The organism is Paraburkholderia fungorum, assembly GCF_046026025.1.
Lineage (GTDB): Bacteria > Pseudomonadota > Gammaproteobacteria > Burkholderiales > Burkholderiaceae > Paraburkholderia > Paraburkholderia fungorum_E.
Genome location: NZ_JAQQFL010000002.1, coordinates 394,480 through 410,995 on the forward strand (window position 1 = coordinate 394,480; position 16,516 = coordinate 410,995).

At 60.8% G+C, this 16,516-nt stretch carries 10 protein-coding genes; 4 read left to right on the forward strand and 6 right to left on the reverse strand.

The features are described 5' to 3' along the window. Nucleotides 1-35 precede the first annotated feature (35 nt). Both PQR67_RS03960 and PQR67_RS03965 read right to left on the reverse strand, forming a co-directional pair. The gene (locus tag PQR67_RS03960) at nt 36-1,451 is read right to left on the reverse strand and encodes a lactate utilization protein B (RefSeq protein ID WP_408454690.1); all 1,416 of its coding nucleotides are present in this window, start codon (nt 1,449-1,451) and stop codon (nt 36-38) included. A gap of 120 nt (nt 1,452-1,571) precedes the next feature. After that, nucleotides 1,572-2,294 (reverse strand): (Fe-S)-binding protein, encoded by a 723-nt coding sequence (locus PQR67_RS03965; protein WP_408454693.1) that lies wholly within the window; start codon nt 2,292-2,294, stop codon nt 1,572-1,574. Nucleotides 2,295-2,473: 179 nt separating this feature from the next. Between PQR67_RS03965 and PQR67_RS03970 the strand changes: the two genes are divergently transcribed. Beyond that, a complete protein-coding gene (locus PQR67_RS03970) occupies nt 2,474-3,274 on the forward strand; it encodes an IclR family transcriptional regulator (protein WP_408454696.1) in 801 nt (266 codons plus the stop codon). Between the two features lie 103 nt (nt 3,275-3,377). On the opposite strand, the gene pbpG is transcribed toward PQR67_RS03970, so the two are convergent. Beyond that, nucleotides 3,378-4,556, reverse strand: a complete 1,179-nt coding sequence (pbpG, locus tag PQR67_RS03975; RefSeq protein ID WP_408454699.1) for a D-alanyl-D-alanine endopeptidase — start codon at nt 4,554-4,556, stop codon at nt 3,378-3,380. Nucleotides 4,557-5,360: 804 nt separating this feature from the next. On the opposite strand from pbpG, the gene PQR67_RS03980 reads away from it, so the two are divergent. Next, a complete protein-coding gene (locus tag PQR67_RS03980; RefSeq protein WP_408454702.1) occupies nt 5,361-5,933 on the forward strand; it encodes a phasin family protein in 573 nt (190 codons plus the stop codon). A gap of 339 nt (nt 5,934-6,272) precedes the next feature. Here PQR67_RS03980 and lpdA read toward each other — a convergent pair whose 3' ends face one another. The 3 genes from lpdA to aceE form a co-directional block, all read right to left on the reverse strand. Next, the gene (gene lpdA, locus PQR67_RS03985; RefSeq protein ID WP_408454705.1) at nt 6,273-8,042 is read right to left on the reverse strand and encodes a dihydrolipoyl dehydrogenase; all 1,770 of its coding nucleotides are present in this window, start codon (nt 8,040-8,042) and stop codon (nt 6,273-6,275) included. Between the two features lie 259 nt (nt 8,043-8,301). Further along, nucleotides 8,302-9,948, reverse strand: a complete 1,647-nt coding sequence (gene aceF / locus PQR67_RS03990) for a dihydrolipoyllysine-residue acetyltransferase (protein ID WP_408454708.1) — start codon at nt 9,946-9,948, stop codon at nt 8,302-8,304. Between the two features lie 86 nt (nt 9,949-10,034). Further along, the gene (gene aceE, locus PQR67_RS03995) at nt 10,035-12,731 is read right to left on the reverse strand and encodes a pyruvate dehydrogenase (acetyl-transferring), homodimeric type (protein ID WP_408454711.1); all 2,697 of its coding nucleotides are present in this window, start codon (nt 12,729-12,731) and stop codon (nt 10,035-10,037) included. Between the two features lie 275 nt (nt 12,732-13,006). On the opposite strand from aceE, the gene fixL reads away from it, so the two are divergent. Further along, on the forward strand, nt 13,007-15,523 hold the full coding sequence (gene fixL, locus PQR67_RS04000; protein ID WP_408454714.1) for an oxygen sensor histidine kinase FixL: 2,517 nt from the start codon (nt 13,007-13,009) through the stop codon (nt 15,521-15,523). Beyond that, nucleotides 15,520-16,164, forward strand: coding sequence for an oxygen response regulator transcription factor FixJ (gene fixJ / locus PQR67_RS04005; RefSeq protein WP_028199479.1), 645 nt, complete (start codon nt 15,520-15,522; stop codon nt 16,162-16,164). Before fixL ends, fixJ begins: the two co-directional genes overlap by 4 nt. Nucleotides 16,165-16,516 lie beyond the last annotated feature (352 nt).

Below are 16,516 nucleotides of genomic sequence, written 5' to 3' on the forward strand. Positions count from 1 at the left end.
GGAAGGCGCAGGTGCGAGCGCGCGGTACCGCTCGCTCAGCCTATGTGGCTGCGCTGAGCGGCGTACAGCTCCCTGAACGTACGGCCGACCGGCGCCGGCATATCGCGCGTATTGGTCCACCCCGCGCCACCCAACGGCAGTTTGGCAATCGAACGATTTCGCCCGCCCATTTGTTCCAGCACGCGAACCGCCAGCTTGGTGAAGAGCGCGTAAGCATCCGGGTGCAGCGCGAGGAAACCCCACACCGCAAGCCCTACCCGCTCGCGCCACGGCCGCAAACGCCGCTCGACCTGCTTCTCGCGCAACTTGCGCAACAGATCGGACAAGGGAATCCCCACCGGACATACGCTGTTGCACTCGCCGCATAAAGTCGCCGCCTGAGGCAGATCCAGCGCCTTGTCGATGCCGACGTAGCTCGGCGTCAGCACCGAGCCCATCGGCCCCGGATAAACCCAACCGTAGGCATGCCCCCCAACCTTCTGATACACCGGGCAGTGATTCATGCAGGCGCCGCAACGGATACAGCGCAGCATGTCCTGAAAGTCACCGCCAATCAGGCCCGTGCGCCCGCCGTCGACCAGCACTACATACATATGCTCGGGACCGTCCTGATCGCCCACGCCGCGCGGCCCGGTCAGCACGGAAAAATAGTTCGAGGTTGCCTGGCCCGTGGCCGATCGCGGCAAAAGGCGCATCGCAGTCGCCAGATCTTCGAGCGTTGGCAACACTTTCTCAATGCCGGTCACAGCCACATGCACGCGCGGCATTACCGTGCACATGCCCTCGTTACCTTCGTTCGTGACAAGCACGACGGAACCCGTCTCTGCCACCACGAAGTTGCCACCGGTCACGCCCATGTCCGCGGTCATGAAGTGCGGTCGCAGCACCTCGCGCGCTTCGCGGGTCATGTCCGTGATTTCGGTCAGGCGCGGGCGGTCGTGCGTTTTCGCGAAAAGATCGGCGATCTCGTCCTTATCTTTATGGACGACCGGCGCAATGATGTGGCTGGGCGGCTCGTTATCGTTGATCTGAAGAATGTACTCACCCAGATCGGTTTCGATCGACTGCACGCCCATTTGCCCCAGCACTTCGTTCAGGCGCATTTCCTCGGTGACCATCGACTTGGTCTTGATCACCTTCTTCACCTCGTGCCGGCGCGCAATATCGCCGACGAGGCGCGCTGCCTCATGCGTCGTCTCCGCGAACAGGACGGTGACGCCGCGCCGGGCCGCTTCGCGTTCGAAGGTCTCAATCCAGACATCGAGATTTTCCAGCGCACGATCGCGGCGCTCCCTGAGCGCGGCGCGGGTGGCAGGAAAATCGATCGCCGTCATGGACGCGGCGCGGGCCGACACGAACTTGGTCGACAGCTTGGTGAGGTTCTGCTGCAGACGCTGGTCAGCAATTTTTTGGCCCGCGCGGGCCTTGAAATGCATTGATTGGACTTGCATGGCGGCCTTGAGCAAATTCGACTGAAATGCGCGACGGAATGGCGCTGGAAGTGCACGAGCGACGCGCGCGAAATGGAGTGTATTGAATCAAGCGCGCCTGTTTGAGCGCCGCGACGATTCTTAAACGTCGCCCGCCAGCACCTGGGCGATATGCAGCACGCGAGTGGCGGTGTCGCCCGTGCGCCGCAAACGGCCTTCGATATTGAGCATGCAGCCGAGATCGCCGAGCACCACCGTGCCGGCGCCGCTCGCACCGATATTCGCGCATTTCTCGTCGACGATCGCTGTCGATATATCGCCGTACTTGATCGCGAAGGTGCCGCCAAAGCCGCAGCAGTGCTCGCAATCCTTCATTTCGGTCACTGCCACGCCCACCTGCGCCAGCAACGCGCGCGGTTGCGCCTTGATGCCGAGTTCGCGCAACCCCGAACAGGAATCGTGATAAGTCACCTGGCCCGCGAACTCACCCGGCTGCAATTGCACCCTGGCCACATTGACGAGGAAATCGGTCAACTCGAACACCTTGGCCCGCAAACGGCCAAAGCGGGTCATGAATTCCGGATCGTCCGCAAACAGGTCGCCGTAATGCGCACGGATCATGCCGCCGCAGGACCCGGACGGCACCACGATGTAGTCGAACTGTTCGAACTCGCGCAAGGTTTTCTCGGCCAGATCGCGCGCGATGCGCCGCTCACCCGAGTTGTACGCAGGCTGCCCGCAGCAGGTTTGCGCAGGTGGCACCACCACCTCGAAACCGGCACCTTCGATCAGCTTGATGGCCGAAAAACCGATCTCCGGACGCATCAGGTCAATCAGGCAGGTAACGAACAATCCGACTCGCATGAGCCCTCCTTCGGGAAAACGTCCCTGATTATCCGCTGTTTGCCGCACAATACCAACGGCCGGAAGACATAGGACGAATGCCACGTTAAATTGGAATAGCGCTTCCAAGCGCGTTCCTTCTTTTCACAATACGGGATACAATCAATTTCCGCTGTTTGACGCGTCAACCGATTCCTCCCATGAGCGATACGAACCCGGATCCCAAAACTTCGATCCAGGTGATTGAACGCATGATGCGCCTGCTCGATGCACTCGCTGCGCATAGCGATCCGGTCAGCCTGAAAGAACTCTCCATCCGTACGGAGCTGCACCCGTCCACCGCGCACCGCATCCTGAACGATATGGTGATGTGCCGGCTGGTCGACCGGTCGGACCCCGGCACTTACCGCCTCGGCATGCGTCTGCTCGAACTGGGCAATCTGGTGAAGGCGCGGCTCTCGGTACGCGACGCGGCGCTGACGCCGATGCGCGAATTGCACCGTCAAACCGGGCAGACAGTGAACCTGTCGGTACGTCAGGGCGACGAGATCGTCTATATAGAACGCGCCTACTCCGAGCGCTCCGGCATGCAGGTGGTGCGAGCGATTGGTGGGCGCGCGCCGCTGCATCTGACCTCGGTGGGCAAGCTCTTCCTCGCCGCCGACGAATCGACCCGCGTGCGAGCTTATGCTACGCGTACCGGCCTGTCCGGTCACACACAGAACAGCATCACCGACCTGACCAAACTCGAGCGTGAGCTGTCGCACGTGCGTCAACAGGCGTGCGCACGCGATAACGAAGAACTGGAACTGGGCGTGCGCTGCATCGCAGCGGGGATTTACGACGACACCGGCAAGCTGGTTGCGGGCCTGTCGCTATCCGCCCCGGCGGATCGCTTGCAGGACTCGTGGCTGGCGCAGCTCAGCCAGACGGCGCTGTTGATTTCAGCGTCGCTCGGTTATCGTCCGCAGATACAGCGAGAGCACACGCAGCACGCGTAAGCGGGCGGCAGCTCCTCCTGCGGCCCAATAAAAAAGCCTCGCGTTTGCGAGGCTTTTTTCTGGCCAGTCCGAAAACCGGCCGCCAAACCATGCCAAGGCAGCTTCAGGTGCCCGCGCCGCCGGCATCCGCGCTAGTGATGCGCGGCTGATCGCCACCGTTGTCGAGCCACGTGCGCAGACGCGTTGCGTCCGCAAAGCGCGAGTACTTACCCGACGAGTCGAGCAGCACCATGATCATCGGACGGCCGTGAATGGTCGCCTGCATCACAAGACACTCGCCCGCTTCGTTGATGAACCCGGTCTTTTGCAGGCCGATGTCCCACGTCGGGTTACGCACCAGTGCATTCGTGCTGTTGTACGCCAGCGAACGCTTGCCGGTGTACACCTCGTAGCTGTGATCGGTCGAGAACTTGCGGATTAGCGGATATTGATACGCCGCGTTGACCATTTTCACGAGGTCACGTGCGCTCGACACGTTCTGGCTCGTCAAACCCGTGGGGTTTTCAAAGTGCGTGTCGGTCATGCCGAGTTGCTTGGCCTTCGCATTCATTGCCGCGAGGAACGCCGGACGGCCGCCCGGGAAATAACGCGACAGCGCCGCGGCCGCGCGGTTTTCCGAGGCCATCAGCGCGATGTGCAACATGTCTTCACGCGAAAGTACCGAACCCACCGACAAACGCGAGCCGGTGTTCTTCTCGTAATCGCGGTCTTCGTCGGTGACTTCGATCTGATCGGTCATCGGCTCTTTCGAGTCGAGCACCACCATCGAGGTCATCAGCTTGGTGATCGACGCGATGGGCACCACGGCGCGCGAATTCTTGTCGAACAGCGACTCGCCGGAGTTCTGATCGATCACGTAGGCAACGCTTGAACGCAGCATCAGTGCGTCCGGCGTTTCGTGCAGACCGAAAGCCTGGCCGACGGTAGGCGGACGCGGTTCGTACGCGACGCGGCGCACCACCGAGTGGTGGCGACCGTTCGACGTGTATGTCACGCGCTTGCGCTTGACGCTTGCGCGCGGTGCGTCGTCACCTGCGGCGGCCACGGTCTTCGCAGCAGCGCCTTTGACGGCCTTCTTGCTCGACACTTTGGCTGCGGCTGCCGGCTTCTTGGCTGCTTTCGCGTTTTTGGAGGTTTTTGCCGTGGTGGCGGGCGTGGCAGCAAAAGTGCTCACGGGCGTGGCGAACGCCGCTGCGATGACCATGGAGGCGGCCACCGACAGAGCGGTGCTACGGGCCGCGCCGTGGATCACTTTTAGCGACGAAAACATGTCGGTTTTCATGGGTGTTCGGTAGGGAGCGGCAAGAGGTTTCCGCAAGTGTAGTAAAACAACGAAAAATTAGCAATTTGAAGCACTTATACGCGCTCCTTAAACCGGCTTGTAAGCTCCGATCGCAAAAACACAAATAAGTGCCGCGCTTCGATCGAAAAAAACGATCGCCAGCGCGTTACGCCCCGCCTTTGCCGCCACGTGCCGGAATCGAGACGATCCTTTCAGCATAACGGCAATTTCGAGACAACCTTGATCAGGGGAAATACGGTCGGAGCGCCAGCGTGTCAAGCCTTGCCGGCGCCACGTGCCGGAACAACGTACCGACGCACCAGACTCGCGGGGGCCTCGCTGAAGGCTGTTAAACGCCTGCTGGAGACCGCCAACGCGCATTCGACCAGCATAGAGCATTAACGTTCCGTGACACTTTCTGGTTTACATCGGGATGGCCAATTGACGGTTTTTTTGTCAGCCGTCAGCGTTGCTTTCTCGCCAACGCCAGGCTTCATCAAGGGGTCAAAACCTCTCCTGAAATCGGTAACAAATGCAGATTCTTTCCGCACCAGCATGGTGCGACGAACAAATCAACCTGCATCAAATGAATGTCATGCCTACTGCATAACGCATTGTTTTATCAGCAATTTATTAACATTGTGCGGCGCACAAAAAATGCTTGACATTCGTTGCGGCCATCCTAAAATGGGAACCATTGCTGCGACGCACAATACATCGCAGTCCGGGGAGACGATCTGAGAGCGTCTCGCCACCAACCCAATGCGGTCCGCACAGACAGACCGCGATCCAGGAGCGTAAACCATGACTCTGCTGACCCCTGAGCAATTCGCTGCAGCCCAGAAAGCCAACTTTGAAACGCTGTTCGGCCTGACGACCAAAGCATTTGAAGGCGTCGAAAAGCTGGTTGAACTGAACCTGCAAGTCGTGAAATCGACCCTCGCGGAAAGCCAGGAAAATGCACAACGCGCGCTGTCGGTGAAGGACGCGCAGGAACTGCTGGCATTGCAAGCAAGCCTCGCACAGCCGGTGGCTGAGAAGGCGCTGTCGTACGGCCGTCACGTGTATGAGATCGTTTCGGCAACGCAAGGTGAATTCACCCGCGTCGCGGAAGCCCAATTCGAAGAACAAAACCGCAAGATTCAATCGCTCGTCGAAAACGTTGCGAAGAATGCTCCGGCCGGTTCGGAAACCGCTGTCGCCGTGATCAAGTCGGCAATCACCGCCGCCAACACCACGTACGAAACGGTCCACAAGGCAACCAAGCAAGCTGTTGAAATCGCCGAAAGCAACTTCAATGCAGCCGCAACGGCCGCGTCGAAGGCAGCTTCGCAAGCCGCTGCACAAGCATCGCGCTCGGCAAAGAAGGCAGTCTAAGTTTCAGGTATTGCTTCTGGTGCCGCTTCAGGTACCTGATCACGCCGGCCCGCCTCACGGTTGGGCCGGCGTTACTGTAAGCAACAGCGTTGTGCCGTTGCCGCTCACACGGTTTTATCTGGCCAAACGCTCCGATACGTTGAATAGCGTATCGTTTGCCCGGCACAAGGCCGGGATTTTTTTTCCCCGCTGCCTGAGATGGAAGACGCATGCTTCATGCGTTGCTTCACGACAAACGCTGCTTGCTGCAAAAGAAAACGGCGCGCCCCATAAAGGGCGCGCCGTTTTTTTTTGCCTCTGCACATTGGGTCCACCTGCATGCAGGCGGACCCGGTTGCATTACTTCTTTTTCTGCGGCGGCAGGTCGGTACAGACCCCTTCGTACAACTCGGCGGCCATACCGATCGATTCGCCAAGCGTCGGATGCGGGTGAATCGTCTTACCGATATCCGTTGCGTCCGCACCCATTTCGACTGCCAGACAGACTTCGCTGATCAGGTCGCCTGCGTTCAGACCGACGATACCGCCGCCGATCACGCGATGGGTTTCTTCGTCGAACAGCAGCTTGGTGAAACCTTCGTCGCGGCCGTTGGCGATGGCGCGGCCCGAAGCGGCCCACGGGAACACTGCCTTGCCGTACTTGATGCCCTCGGCTTTCAGCTGGTCTTCCGTCTTGCCGGCCCATGCCACTTCCGGATCGGTGTAGGCCACCGACGGAATCTGCAGCGCATCGAAGTACGCCTTTTCGCCGTGGGCCACTTCGGCGGCGACGTGACCTTCGTGCACGGCTTTGTGCGCGAGCATCGGCTGGCCGACGATATCGCCGATCGCAAAGATATGCGGCACGTTGGTGCGCATCTGCTTGTCGACGTCGATGAAGCCGCGATCCGTTACCGCGACGCCTGCCTTGTCCGCGCCGATCTTCTTGCCATTCGGCGTACGGCCGACGGCGACCAGCACGAGGTCATAGCGTTGTGCTTCGGCCGGGGCCTTTTCGCCTTCGAACGACACATAGATGCCGTCGTCTTTCGCTTCGGCCGCGGTGGTTTTGGTCTTCAGCATGACGTTGGCAAAACGCTTGCTGTTGTACTTCTCCCAGACCTTGACCAGATCGCGATCCGCGCCGGCCATCAGGCCGTCGAGCATTTCGACCACGTCGATTTGCGCGCCGAGCGTGGCGTAGACCGTCGCCATTTCCAGGCCGATGATGCCGCCGCCGATCACCAGCATGCGTTGCGGAATCTGGCGCAGTTCGAGCGCGCCGGTCGAATCGACCACCCGCGGATCTTCCGGAATGAACGGCAGCTTCACCGCTTCCGAGCCTGCGGCGATGATGGCCTGCTTGAACTTGACGACCTTCTTGCCGCCTTCGGTCTGCACTTCCATGTGATGCGGATCGACGAACGAGCCGGTGCCCGTCACGACTTCGACCTTGCGCATCTTGGCCATGCCGGCGAGACCGCCGGTGAGCTTCTTGACCACACCCGACTTGAAGTCGCGAAGTTTGTCGAGATCGATTTGCGGCTTGCCGAACGTGATGCCATGCGCGCCGAGCGCTTCGGCTTCGTCGATGACGAGCGCCGTGTGCAACAGCGCCTTCGACGGGATGCAACCGACGTTCAGACAGACGCCGCCAAGCGTTGAATAGCGTTCGACGAGCACGGTCTTCATGCCGAGGTCGGCCGAGCGGAACGCAGCCGAGTAACCGCCGGGGCCCGAACCGAGCACCAGCATGTCGCACTCGACATCCACGTTGCCGGAGAAGCTACCGGCTTGCGGTGCGGGCGCTGCCGCTTTGGACGCAGGCGCCGGTGCAGGCGCCGCTGCCGGAGCGGGCGCTTTCTCAGGCGCCTTAGCCGGTGCTGCGTCTGCCGACGTTTCGACTAGCGCGATGACCGTGCCTTGCGAGACTTTGTCTCCCGCTTTGACGCGTACTTCCTTGACTGTGCCGGCGGTATCGCTCGGCACTTCGATGGAGGCCTTATCGGACTCGAGCGTCATCAGCGCCTGCTCGTTCTCGATGACATCGCCCGGTTTGATATTGACTTCGATGACATCGACGTCCTTGAAGTCACCGATATCCGGCACTTTTACTTCGACGAGACTCATAGTGTCCCCTTCTCTTATTGATCGTGATGAGGCAAAGAACCCACTCCCAAACAGCCTGAAAGCTCGCAGCACCTTGGACAGGATCAGCCTTTGCAGTCCGCCCAAGGACGCGCCTTTCTTTTGCTTACTTTTCTTTGGAAGACAAAGAAAAGTAAGTGCCGCCCCGCACAGGGGCGACGCTAATAGACCGATAAGAAAGCAAGTTCAGCGAGAAGCGCGGATAACCACTCAAACCGCGCCGCCGGCAATCATCACCAGATCAAAGAATCACACGCCGAAAATCGGCAAGAATCGCACCCAGATACGCATTGAACCGCGCCGCAGCAGCACCATCAATCACCCGATGGTCATACGACAACGACAGCGGCAGAATCAGACGCGGCACAAATTGCTTGCCATCCCAAACCGGCTTCATCGCGCCACGCGACAAGCCGAGAATGGCGACTTCAGGCGCATTGATAATCGGCGTGAAGTTAGTCCCGCCAATCCCGCCCAGCGAAGAAATCGAGAAGCAACCGCCCTGCATCTGGTCCGGCTTCAGCTTGCCGTCACGCGCGGCCTTCGACAGCTCGGTCATTTCCTTCGCGATGTCGATCAAACCCTTCTTGTCCGCATCGCGAATCACCGGAACGACCAGGCCATTCGGCGTATCGGCAGCAAATCCAATATGGAAGTACTGCTTGAACACCAGGTTATCGCCGTCGAGGCTCGCATTGAACGTCGGGAACTGCTTCAAGGCAGCAACCACCGCCTTGATCACGAACGCCAGCATCGTGACTTTCACGCCGGACTTTTCGTTTTCCTTGTTCAACTGCACGCGCAGCGCTTCGAGATCGGTGATGTCCGCTTCGTCATTGTTCGTGACGTGCGGGATCATGACCCAGTTGCGATGCAGGTTCGCGCCCGAGATCTTCTTGATGCGCGACAGCGGCTTCGGATCGACCGGACCGAACTTGGTGAAGTCGACCTTCGGCCACGGCAACAGATTCAGCTCGCCACCACCCGCGGCAGCCGGTGCTGCGCCGGCCGGCGCAGCACGCTGGCCGGTCATCACGCCCTTGATGAAGGCGGTCACGTCGGCTTGCGTAATGCGGTCCTTCGGACCCGTGCCCTGCACCTGCACCACGTCGACACCCAGTTCGCGCGCGAACTTGCGCACGGACGGCGAAGCGTGGCTCGCGTGGCGCGCACCGCCTTCGCCAGCCGGAATCACCGGTGCCTGTGCAAGCGCGGACGGCGAAGCCGGAGCGGGTGACGGAGCAACCGGTGCGTCCGACGGTTTCTCGAGCGCTTCCTGTTTGGCCGCGGGTGCGGAAGCCGGTGCAGCAGCACCATCCGCTTCCAGCACGACGATGACCGAGCCTTCCGAGACGTTATCGCCGACCTTGACCTTCACTTCCTTGACGACGCCGGCGGCCGAACTCGGCACGTCCATGGTCGCCTTGTCGGATTCGAGCGTCACCAGCGACTGCTCTTTCTCGACGCGATCGCCGACCTTCACCGCGACTTCGATCACGGGAATATCTTTGTAGTCGCCGATATCCGGCACTTTGACTTCTTGCAGACCACCGCCGCTCGCAGCCGGCGACGGTGCCGGCGCAGCAGCCGGGGCTGCCGCGGGAGCCGGTGCGGCAGCAGGCGCCGGAGCGGGTGCTGCAGCAGCGCCCGCCCCATCCAGCACGACGATCAGCGAGCCTTCCGACACGTTGTCGCCCACCTTGACCTTCACTTCCTTGACGACGCCGGCGGCCGAGCTCGGCACGTCCATGGTCGCCTTGTCGGATTCCAGCGTAACGAGCGATTGCTCTTTCTCGACGGTGTCACCCGCCTTCACCAGCACCTCGATCACAGGAATGTCCTTGTAATCGCCGATGTCCGGCACCTTGACTTCGATCGCTTGACTCATTGTTAGTGTCTCCTGGGCCGCGCACGCCACCCGCCCCTGGTGATCAGGGACAGGTGCGCACGCCATGGCACACGGGGAATGATGCCTTAGACGGTCATCGGGTTGGGTTTGGCGGGATCAAGGTTGTACTTCTTGAGCGCCTCGGCGACAACCTTGCGTTCGATCGTGCCTTCGTCTGCCAGTGCATTCAACGCGGCAACCGTGACCCAGAAGCGATCGACTTCGAAGAAGTGACGCAGCTTTTCACGCGTGTCCGAACGGCCGTAACCATCCGTGCCCAGCACGACGAATTTCTGCGGCACGAACGCGCGGATCTGTTCGGTCAGCGCGCGCACGTAGTCGGTCGACGCGATGACCGGACCTTGTGCGTCCTTCAGCAGCTTCTCGACGTGCGAGACCTTCTTCTCTTCGGTCGGGTGCAGCAGGTTCCAGCGCTGCACTTCGTGACCTTCGCGAGCCAGTTCGGTGAAGCTCGGCACGCTCCAGAGGTCGGCAGCGACGCCCCAGTCGTTCTTCAGCAGATCGGCAGCGGCAATCACTTCGTTGAAGATCGTACCCGCGCCCATCAGTTGAACGCGCGGCGCCTTTGCGTCGGCGTCCGCTTTGCGGAAGGCATACATACCCTTGATGATGTCGGCCGCTACAGCATCGCCCTGCGGAATCGCCGGGTGCTCGTAGTTCTCGTTCATCACCGTGATGTAGTAGTACACGTCTTCCTGGTCAGCAACCATGCGACGCAGACCGTCCTGCATGATGACCGCGAGTTCGTAGCCGAAGGTCGGGTCGTAGCTGATGCAGTTCGGCACCGACGCCGCCCACAGGAGCGAGTGGCCGTCTTCGTGTTGCAGACCTTCACCGTTCAACGTCGTACGGCCAGCCGTGCCGCCCAGCAGGAAACCGCGCGAACGCATGTCGCCCGCGGCCCATGCCAGGTCGCCGATACGCTGGAAGCCGAACATCGAGTAGAAGATGTAGAACGGAATCATGATCTCGCCGTGCGTCGAGTACGACGTCGCGGCTGCGATCCAGTCACACATCCCGCCGGCTTCGTTGATGCCTTCCTGCAGGATCTGACCGGTTTCCGATTCGCGATAGAACATCAGCTGGTCGGAGTCTTCCGGAATGTACTTCTGGCCGTCCTGATTCCAGATACCGATCTGACGGAACAGGCCTTCCATACCGAAAGTACGCGACTCGTCCGGCACGATCGGCACGATGCGCTTGCCGAGCGCCTTGTCTTTCAGCAGGATGTTCAGGATCCGCACGAACGCCATCGTCGTGGAGATCTCGCGGCCTTCGCCCGTGCCCTTCAGCAGCGGCTCGAACGCGTCGAGCGCCGGCACCGGCAGCGACTCGGCCTTCTGACGACGCGCCGGCAGATAGCCGCCGAGGTCCTGGCGGCGAGCGCGCATGTACTCGAGTTCCTTCGAACCTTCTTCGAACTTGAGGTACGGCACGTTGACGAGATCTTCGTCCGAGATCGGCAGGCGGAACTGGTCGCGGAATTTCTTCAGCTGGTCCAGATGCAACTTCTTCTGCTGGTGGGTGATGTTCATCGCCTGACCGGCTTCACCCATGCCATAGCCCTTGATCGTCTTCGCGAGAATGACGGTCGGCTGGCCCTTGGCGTTGGTGGCTTCGGTGAACGCTGCGTAGATCTTGTGCGGATCGTGGCCGCCGCGATTCAGGTTCCACACGTCTTCATCCGACCAGTCGGCGACCAGCGCCTTCAGTTCCGGCGTGTTGAAGAAGTGTTCGCGAACAAACGCGCCCGATTCCGACTTGTACGTCTGATATTCGCCGTCGACGACTTCCATCATCCGGCGCATCAGCGCGCCCGACTTGTCGCGCTGGAACAACGCATCCCAGCGGCTGCCCCAGACGACCTTGATGACGTTCCAGCCGGCGCCACGGAATTCGCTTTCGAGTTCCTGGATGATCTTGCCGTTACCGCGCACCGGACCGTCGAGGCGCTGCAGATTACAGTTGATCACGAACACCAGGTTATCGAGACGTTCGCGACCGGCCATGCCGATTGCGCCGAGCGATTCCGGTTCATCCGTTTCGCCGTCGCCGAGGAAGGCCCAAACCTTGCGGCCGGTGGTCTTCGCAATGCCGCGCGCGTGCATGTACTTCATGAAGCGCGCCTGATAGATCGCCATGATCGGGCCGAGGCCCATCGAGACGGTCGGGAATTGCCAGAAGTCCGGCATCAGCCACGGGTGCGGATACGACGAGATGCCCTCGCCGCCCACTTCCTGACGGAAGTTGTCGAGCTGGTTTTCACTCAGGCGGCCGAGCAGGAACGCGCGCGAGTACACACCCGGCGACGAATGGCCCTGCACGAACACGAGGTCACCGCCATGTTCGGCCGACGGTGCATGCCAGAAATGGTTGTAGCCGACGTCATACAGCGTGGCGGCCGACGCGAACGACGCGATGTGGCCGCCGACGTTCGTGTCCTTACCCGCGCGCAGCACCATGGCGATGGCGTTCCAGCGCGTGTACGAGCGGATGCGGTGTTCGAGGTCCTGGTCGCCGGGAATCGGCGCCTGACGCGACACAGGAATCGTATTGATGTAGGGGGTGTTTGCAGAGAACGGCAGATGTTCGCCGTGTACACGGGCGAATTCGATCTGCTTCTCGATGAGGTAGTGAGCGCGATCGGGGCCCACAGCAGAAATCACGCCATCCAGCGCTTCCAGCCATTCGCCGGTTTCCTGGGGATCGTCGTCTTTTTCAGCGGCGACATATTTCATGACTTCGTCGGGTACAGCGGACATGCTCGTCTCCTGGATATAGAGGAACGCTCTTTGAACAGACGACGCGGACGAAGCACGGCCGCGGCAGCTTCGGCCGATTGTAAAAGGGGTCCCGACGTCCGCGCAACAAAATTTTCAAATTACGAGATCACTTCTCATAATGCGGAAAATTGTTGCGGCGCAACCTGATTTGACTGCCGATCGACGGATACGCCGGCTAGTTTGCGCCGAATAACGGTTCTTTCAGTGCTTTTTTGCGCCATTTGCTAGTGACTCGCTGCGCTACAATGCCACGCATGTTGACCGAACGGCTTTTCGCTCGCTCGGCGCGCACCGCCGGTTCGCCGGCGGATTCGACGCCGTCCTCCCGCTGGCACCACGGACCGTGGTGGTCGAACTCCTATTTGCTCACGCCGTTGCTGTCGATCCTGGTTTTCCTGGTCGTCATGAGCCTGATTCTGTGGAGCCTGAACCGGCGCGAACAGCAGCAGCAGGAAGACACGCTCTACCGCAATGTCGCGTGGGCGCAGCAGCAGATCCGCCTGTCCATGACCGGCGCGCAGGAACAGATCCAGGCCCTCGCGCGCGACCTCGTCGCCGGCCACGCCGATCCGCATTCGTTCCAGGTGTCCACCACGGACATCATGCAGGGGCATCCCGAGATCCTCTACATGAACCGGTACACGAGCCAGCAGCAGCCGCGCTGGCCCAATACCGCACTCCCCGTGTTCGGCCAGCGTCTCGCCAAGCCGAACGACGCGCAGATGGACGAGGCCGTCAAAGCCGCCTTCGCCGAAGCGCGCAATACGCGCCGCCAGGTGTATTCGCCGCTGATCTACGACGACCTCGGCAATGGCTACATCACGCTGCAGACGCCGGTTTTCCGCGACCGTGACTTCCTCGGCACGATTGCCGCCGTGTTCTCGGTGGAAGGCATCCTGAAGCACGACATTCCGCCCGAGTTGTCGGCCAAATACAAAATCTCGATCATCGACGTGAACAATCGCGAGTTGACCACCACGTCGACCCGCCCGCGCCTGCCGCGCGACATGTTCTACGATCTGCCGCTCGACCCGCCGGGCCAGGGCGTCTCGGTACGCGTCTACGCGTTCCCGCAGATGACCAACTTCACCAACAACACGCTGGTCTGGCTGGTGGCCGGCCTGTCGTGCTTCGTGCTGTGGAGTCTGTGGAGCTTGTGGAAACACACGCGGCAACGCTTTGAGGCCCAGCAGGCGCTCTACGCGGAAGCCTTCTTCCGCCGCGCAATGGAAAACTCGGTGCTGATCGGTATGCGCGTGCTCGACATGCATGGCCGCATCACGCACGTGAATCCGGCCTTCTGCCGCATGACCGGCTGGGACGAAAGCGATCTGGTCGGCAAGAACGCGCCATTCGCTTACTGGCCGCGCGACGCCTACCCCGAGATGCAACGCCAGCTCGACATGACGCTGCGCGGCAAGGCGCCTTCGTCGGGCTTCGAATTGCGGGTGCGCCGCAAGGACGGTTCGTCGTTCCACGCGCGGCTCTACGTGTCGCCGCTGATCGACAGCTCGGGCCGTCAAACCGGCTGGATGTCGTCGATGACCGACATCACCGAGCCGAAGCGTGCGCGCGAAGAGCTCGCCGCCGCGCATGAGCGCTTCACGACCGTGCTCGAGAGTCTGGACGCCGCGGTCTCCGTGCTGGCCGCCGACGAAGCCGAATTGCTGTTCGCCAACCGCTACTACCGCCACCTGTTCGGCATTCGCCCCGACGGCCACCTGGAACTGGCGGGCGGCGGCTTCGATAGCACGCAGGCGTCGTCCGATTCGATCGACATGGTGGACACCTACGCGGGGCTGCCCGCCGCCGCCTTGACCGAAAGCACGGCGGATGCCCAGGAAGTCTACGTGCAGGGCATCCAGAAATGGTTCGAAGTGCGCCGCCAGTACATCCAGTGGGTGGACGGCCATCTCGCGCAGATGCAGATCGCAACCGACATCACCACCCGCAAGCAGGCTCAGGAACTCTCGCGTCAGCAGGACGAGAAACTGCAGTTCACCAGCCGCCTGATGACGATGGGCGAAATGGCCTCCTCGCTCGCGCACGAACTGAACCAGCCGCTCGCCGCGATCAATAACTATTGCTCGGGAACCGTAGCACTGGTTAAATCCGGTCGGACGACGCCTGACAATCTTCTGCCCGTACTCGAAAAAACTGCCCAACAGGCGGTGCGAGCAGGCATGATCATCAAGCGCATTCGCGAGTTCGTGAAACGCAGTGAGCCGAAACGCCAGGCCACGCGCGTGGCCGATATCGTCGCCGACGCCGTGGGTCTCGCCGAACTCGAAGCGCGCAAGCGCAAGATTCGCATCGTGACCGATCTGCGCTCGCGCCTGCCGGTGATCTATGTCGACCCGGTGCTGATCGAGCAGGTGTTGGTGAACCTGCTCAAGAATGGCGCTGAAGCCATGCACGACGCGCGTCCGAACGCGGTGGATCCCGTGATTCGCGTGGTCGTGCGGCTGGACAGCGGGTTTGTCTGCATTAGCGTTGTGGACCAGGGACCCGGAGTCGACGAAGCAACCGCCGAGCGTCTGTTTGAACCGTTTTACAGCACCAAGTCCGATGGTATGGGCATGGGGCTGAACATTTGCCGTTCGATTATCGAATCGCACCGCGGTCGTCTGTGGGTGGTGAACAACGTCGAGTCTGACGGCCACATCACAGGCGCCACGTTCCATTGCAGTCTGCCTATTGGAGAGCCTGACGGCCCGAGCAACGGCGGGTCAGAGGCGCCGACACCACAAACCGTTACGGGAGAGCTATGAACAGCCCAGTCACCACACAGGAAACAGTCTTTGTCGTCGATGACGACGAGGCCGTGCGAGATTCGCTGCGCTGGCTGCTGGAGGCGAACGGCTACCGCGTGCAATGCTTCTCCAGCGCCGAGCAGTTCATCGACGCATGGCAGCCGCATACGCATCCGGGCCAGATCGCCTGCCTGATTCTCGATGTGCGGATGTCCGGCATGAGCGGGCTCGAGTTGCAGGAACGCCTGATCGCCGACAACTCCGTGCTGCCGATCATCTTCGTGACGGGTCACGGCGACGTGCCGATGGCCGTGTCGACGATGAAAAAAGGCGCGATGGACTTCATCGAAAAACCGTTCGACGAAGCCGAACTGCGCAAACTGGTCGAGCGCATGCTCGACAAGGCACGCAGCGAAAGCACCAGCGTGCAGCAACAGCGCGCCGCCGCCGAACGTCTGGGCAAGCTGACCGCGCGTGAGCACCAGGTGCTCGAACGCATTATCGCCGGCCGCCTGAACAAGCAGATCGCCGACGACCTCGGCATCAGCATCAAGACGGTTGAAGCGCATCGCGCGAACATTATGGAAAAGCTCAACGTCAACACGGTCGCCGATCTGCTGCGTCTCGCGTTGTCGAACAAGCCGCAACCCGCACAATAAATATCGCAATCGCGAAAACGGCAGCGGCACATTCCGCGGATCGCGATTGAGCTTCAACGGCCGGACTGTCGAAAGGTCCGGCCCGCCCACCTCTGCGCCCCTCCAACTCTCCCCTTCGCGTTCTGACGCAATGCGCTGACGACGAGCCGCATGGTTCGACGCATTAGTATCTATTTAGCATTACTGCATACTCTCCAGCATCTGCTTACGTCAAACAGCAATAACTTCTTTTCTCCGGCAAGATTGACAAGCTCGGCTGTGTCCCCTAATTTACACAGAACTCCTTAGCAGGAATCTCTGATGCCCCATGAGCACAGGACAGGTGAACTGCGGTTTTTGTGGTCGTTTTTGT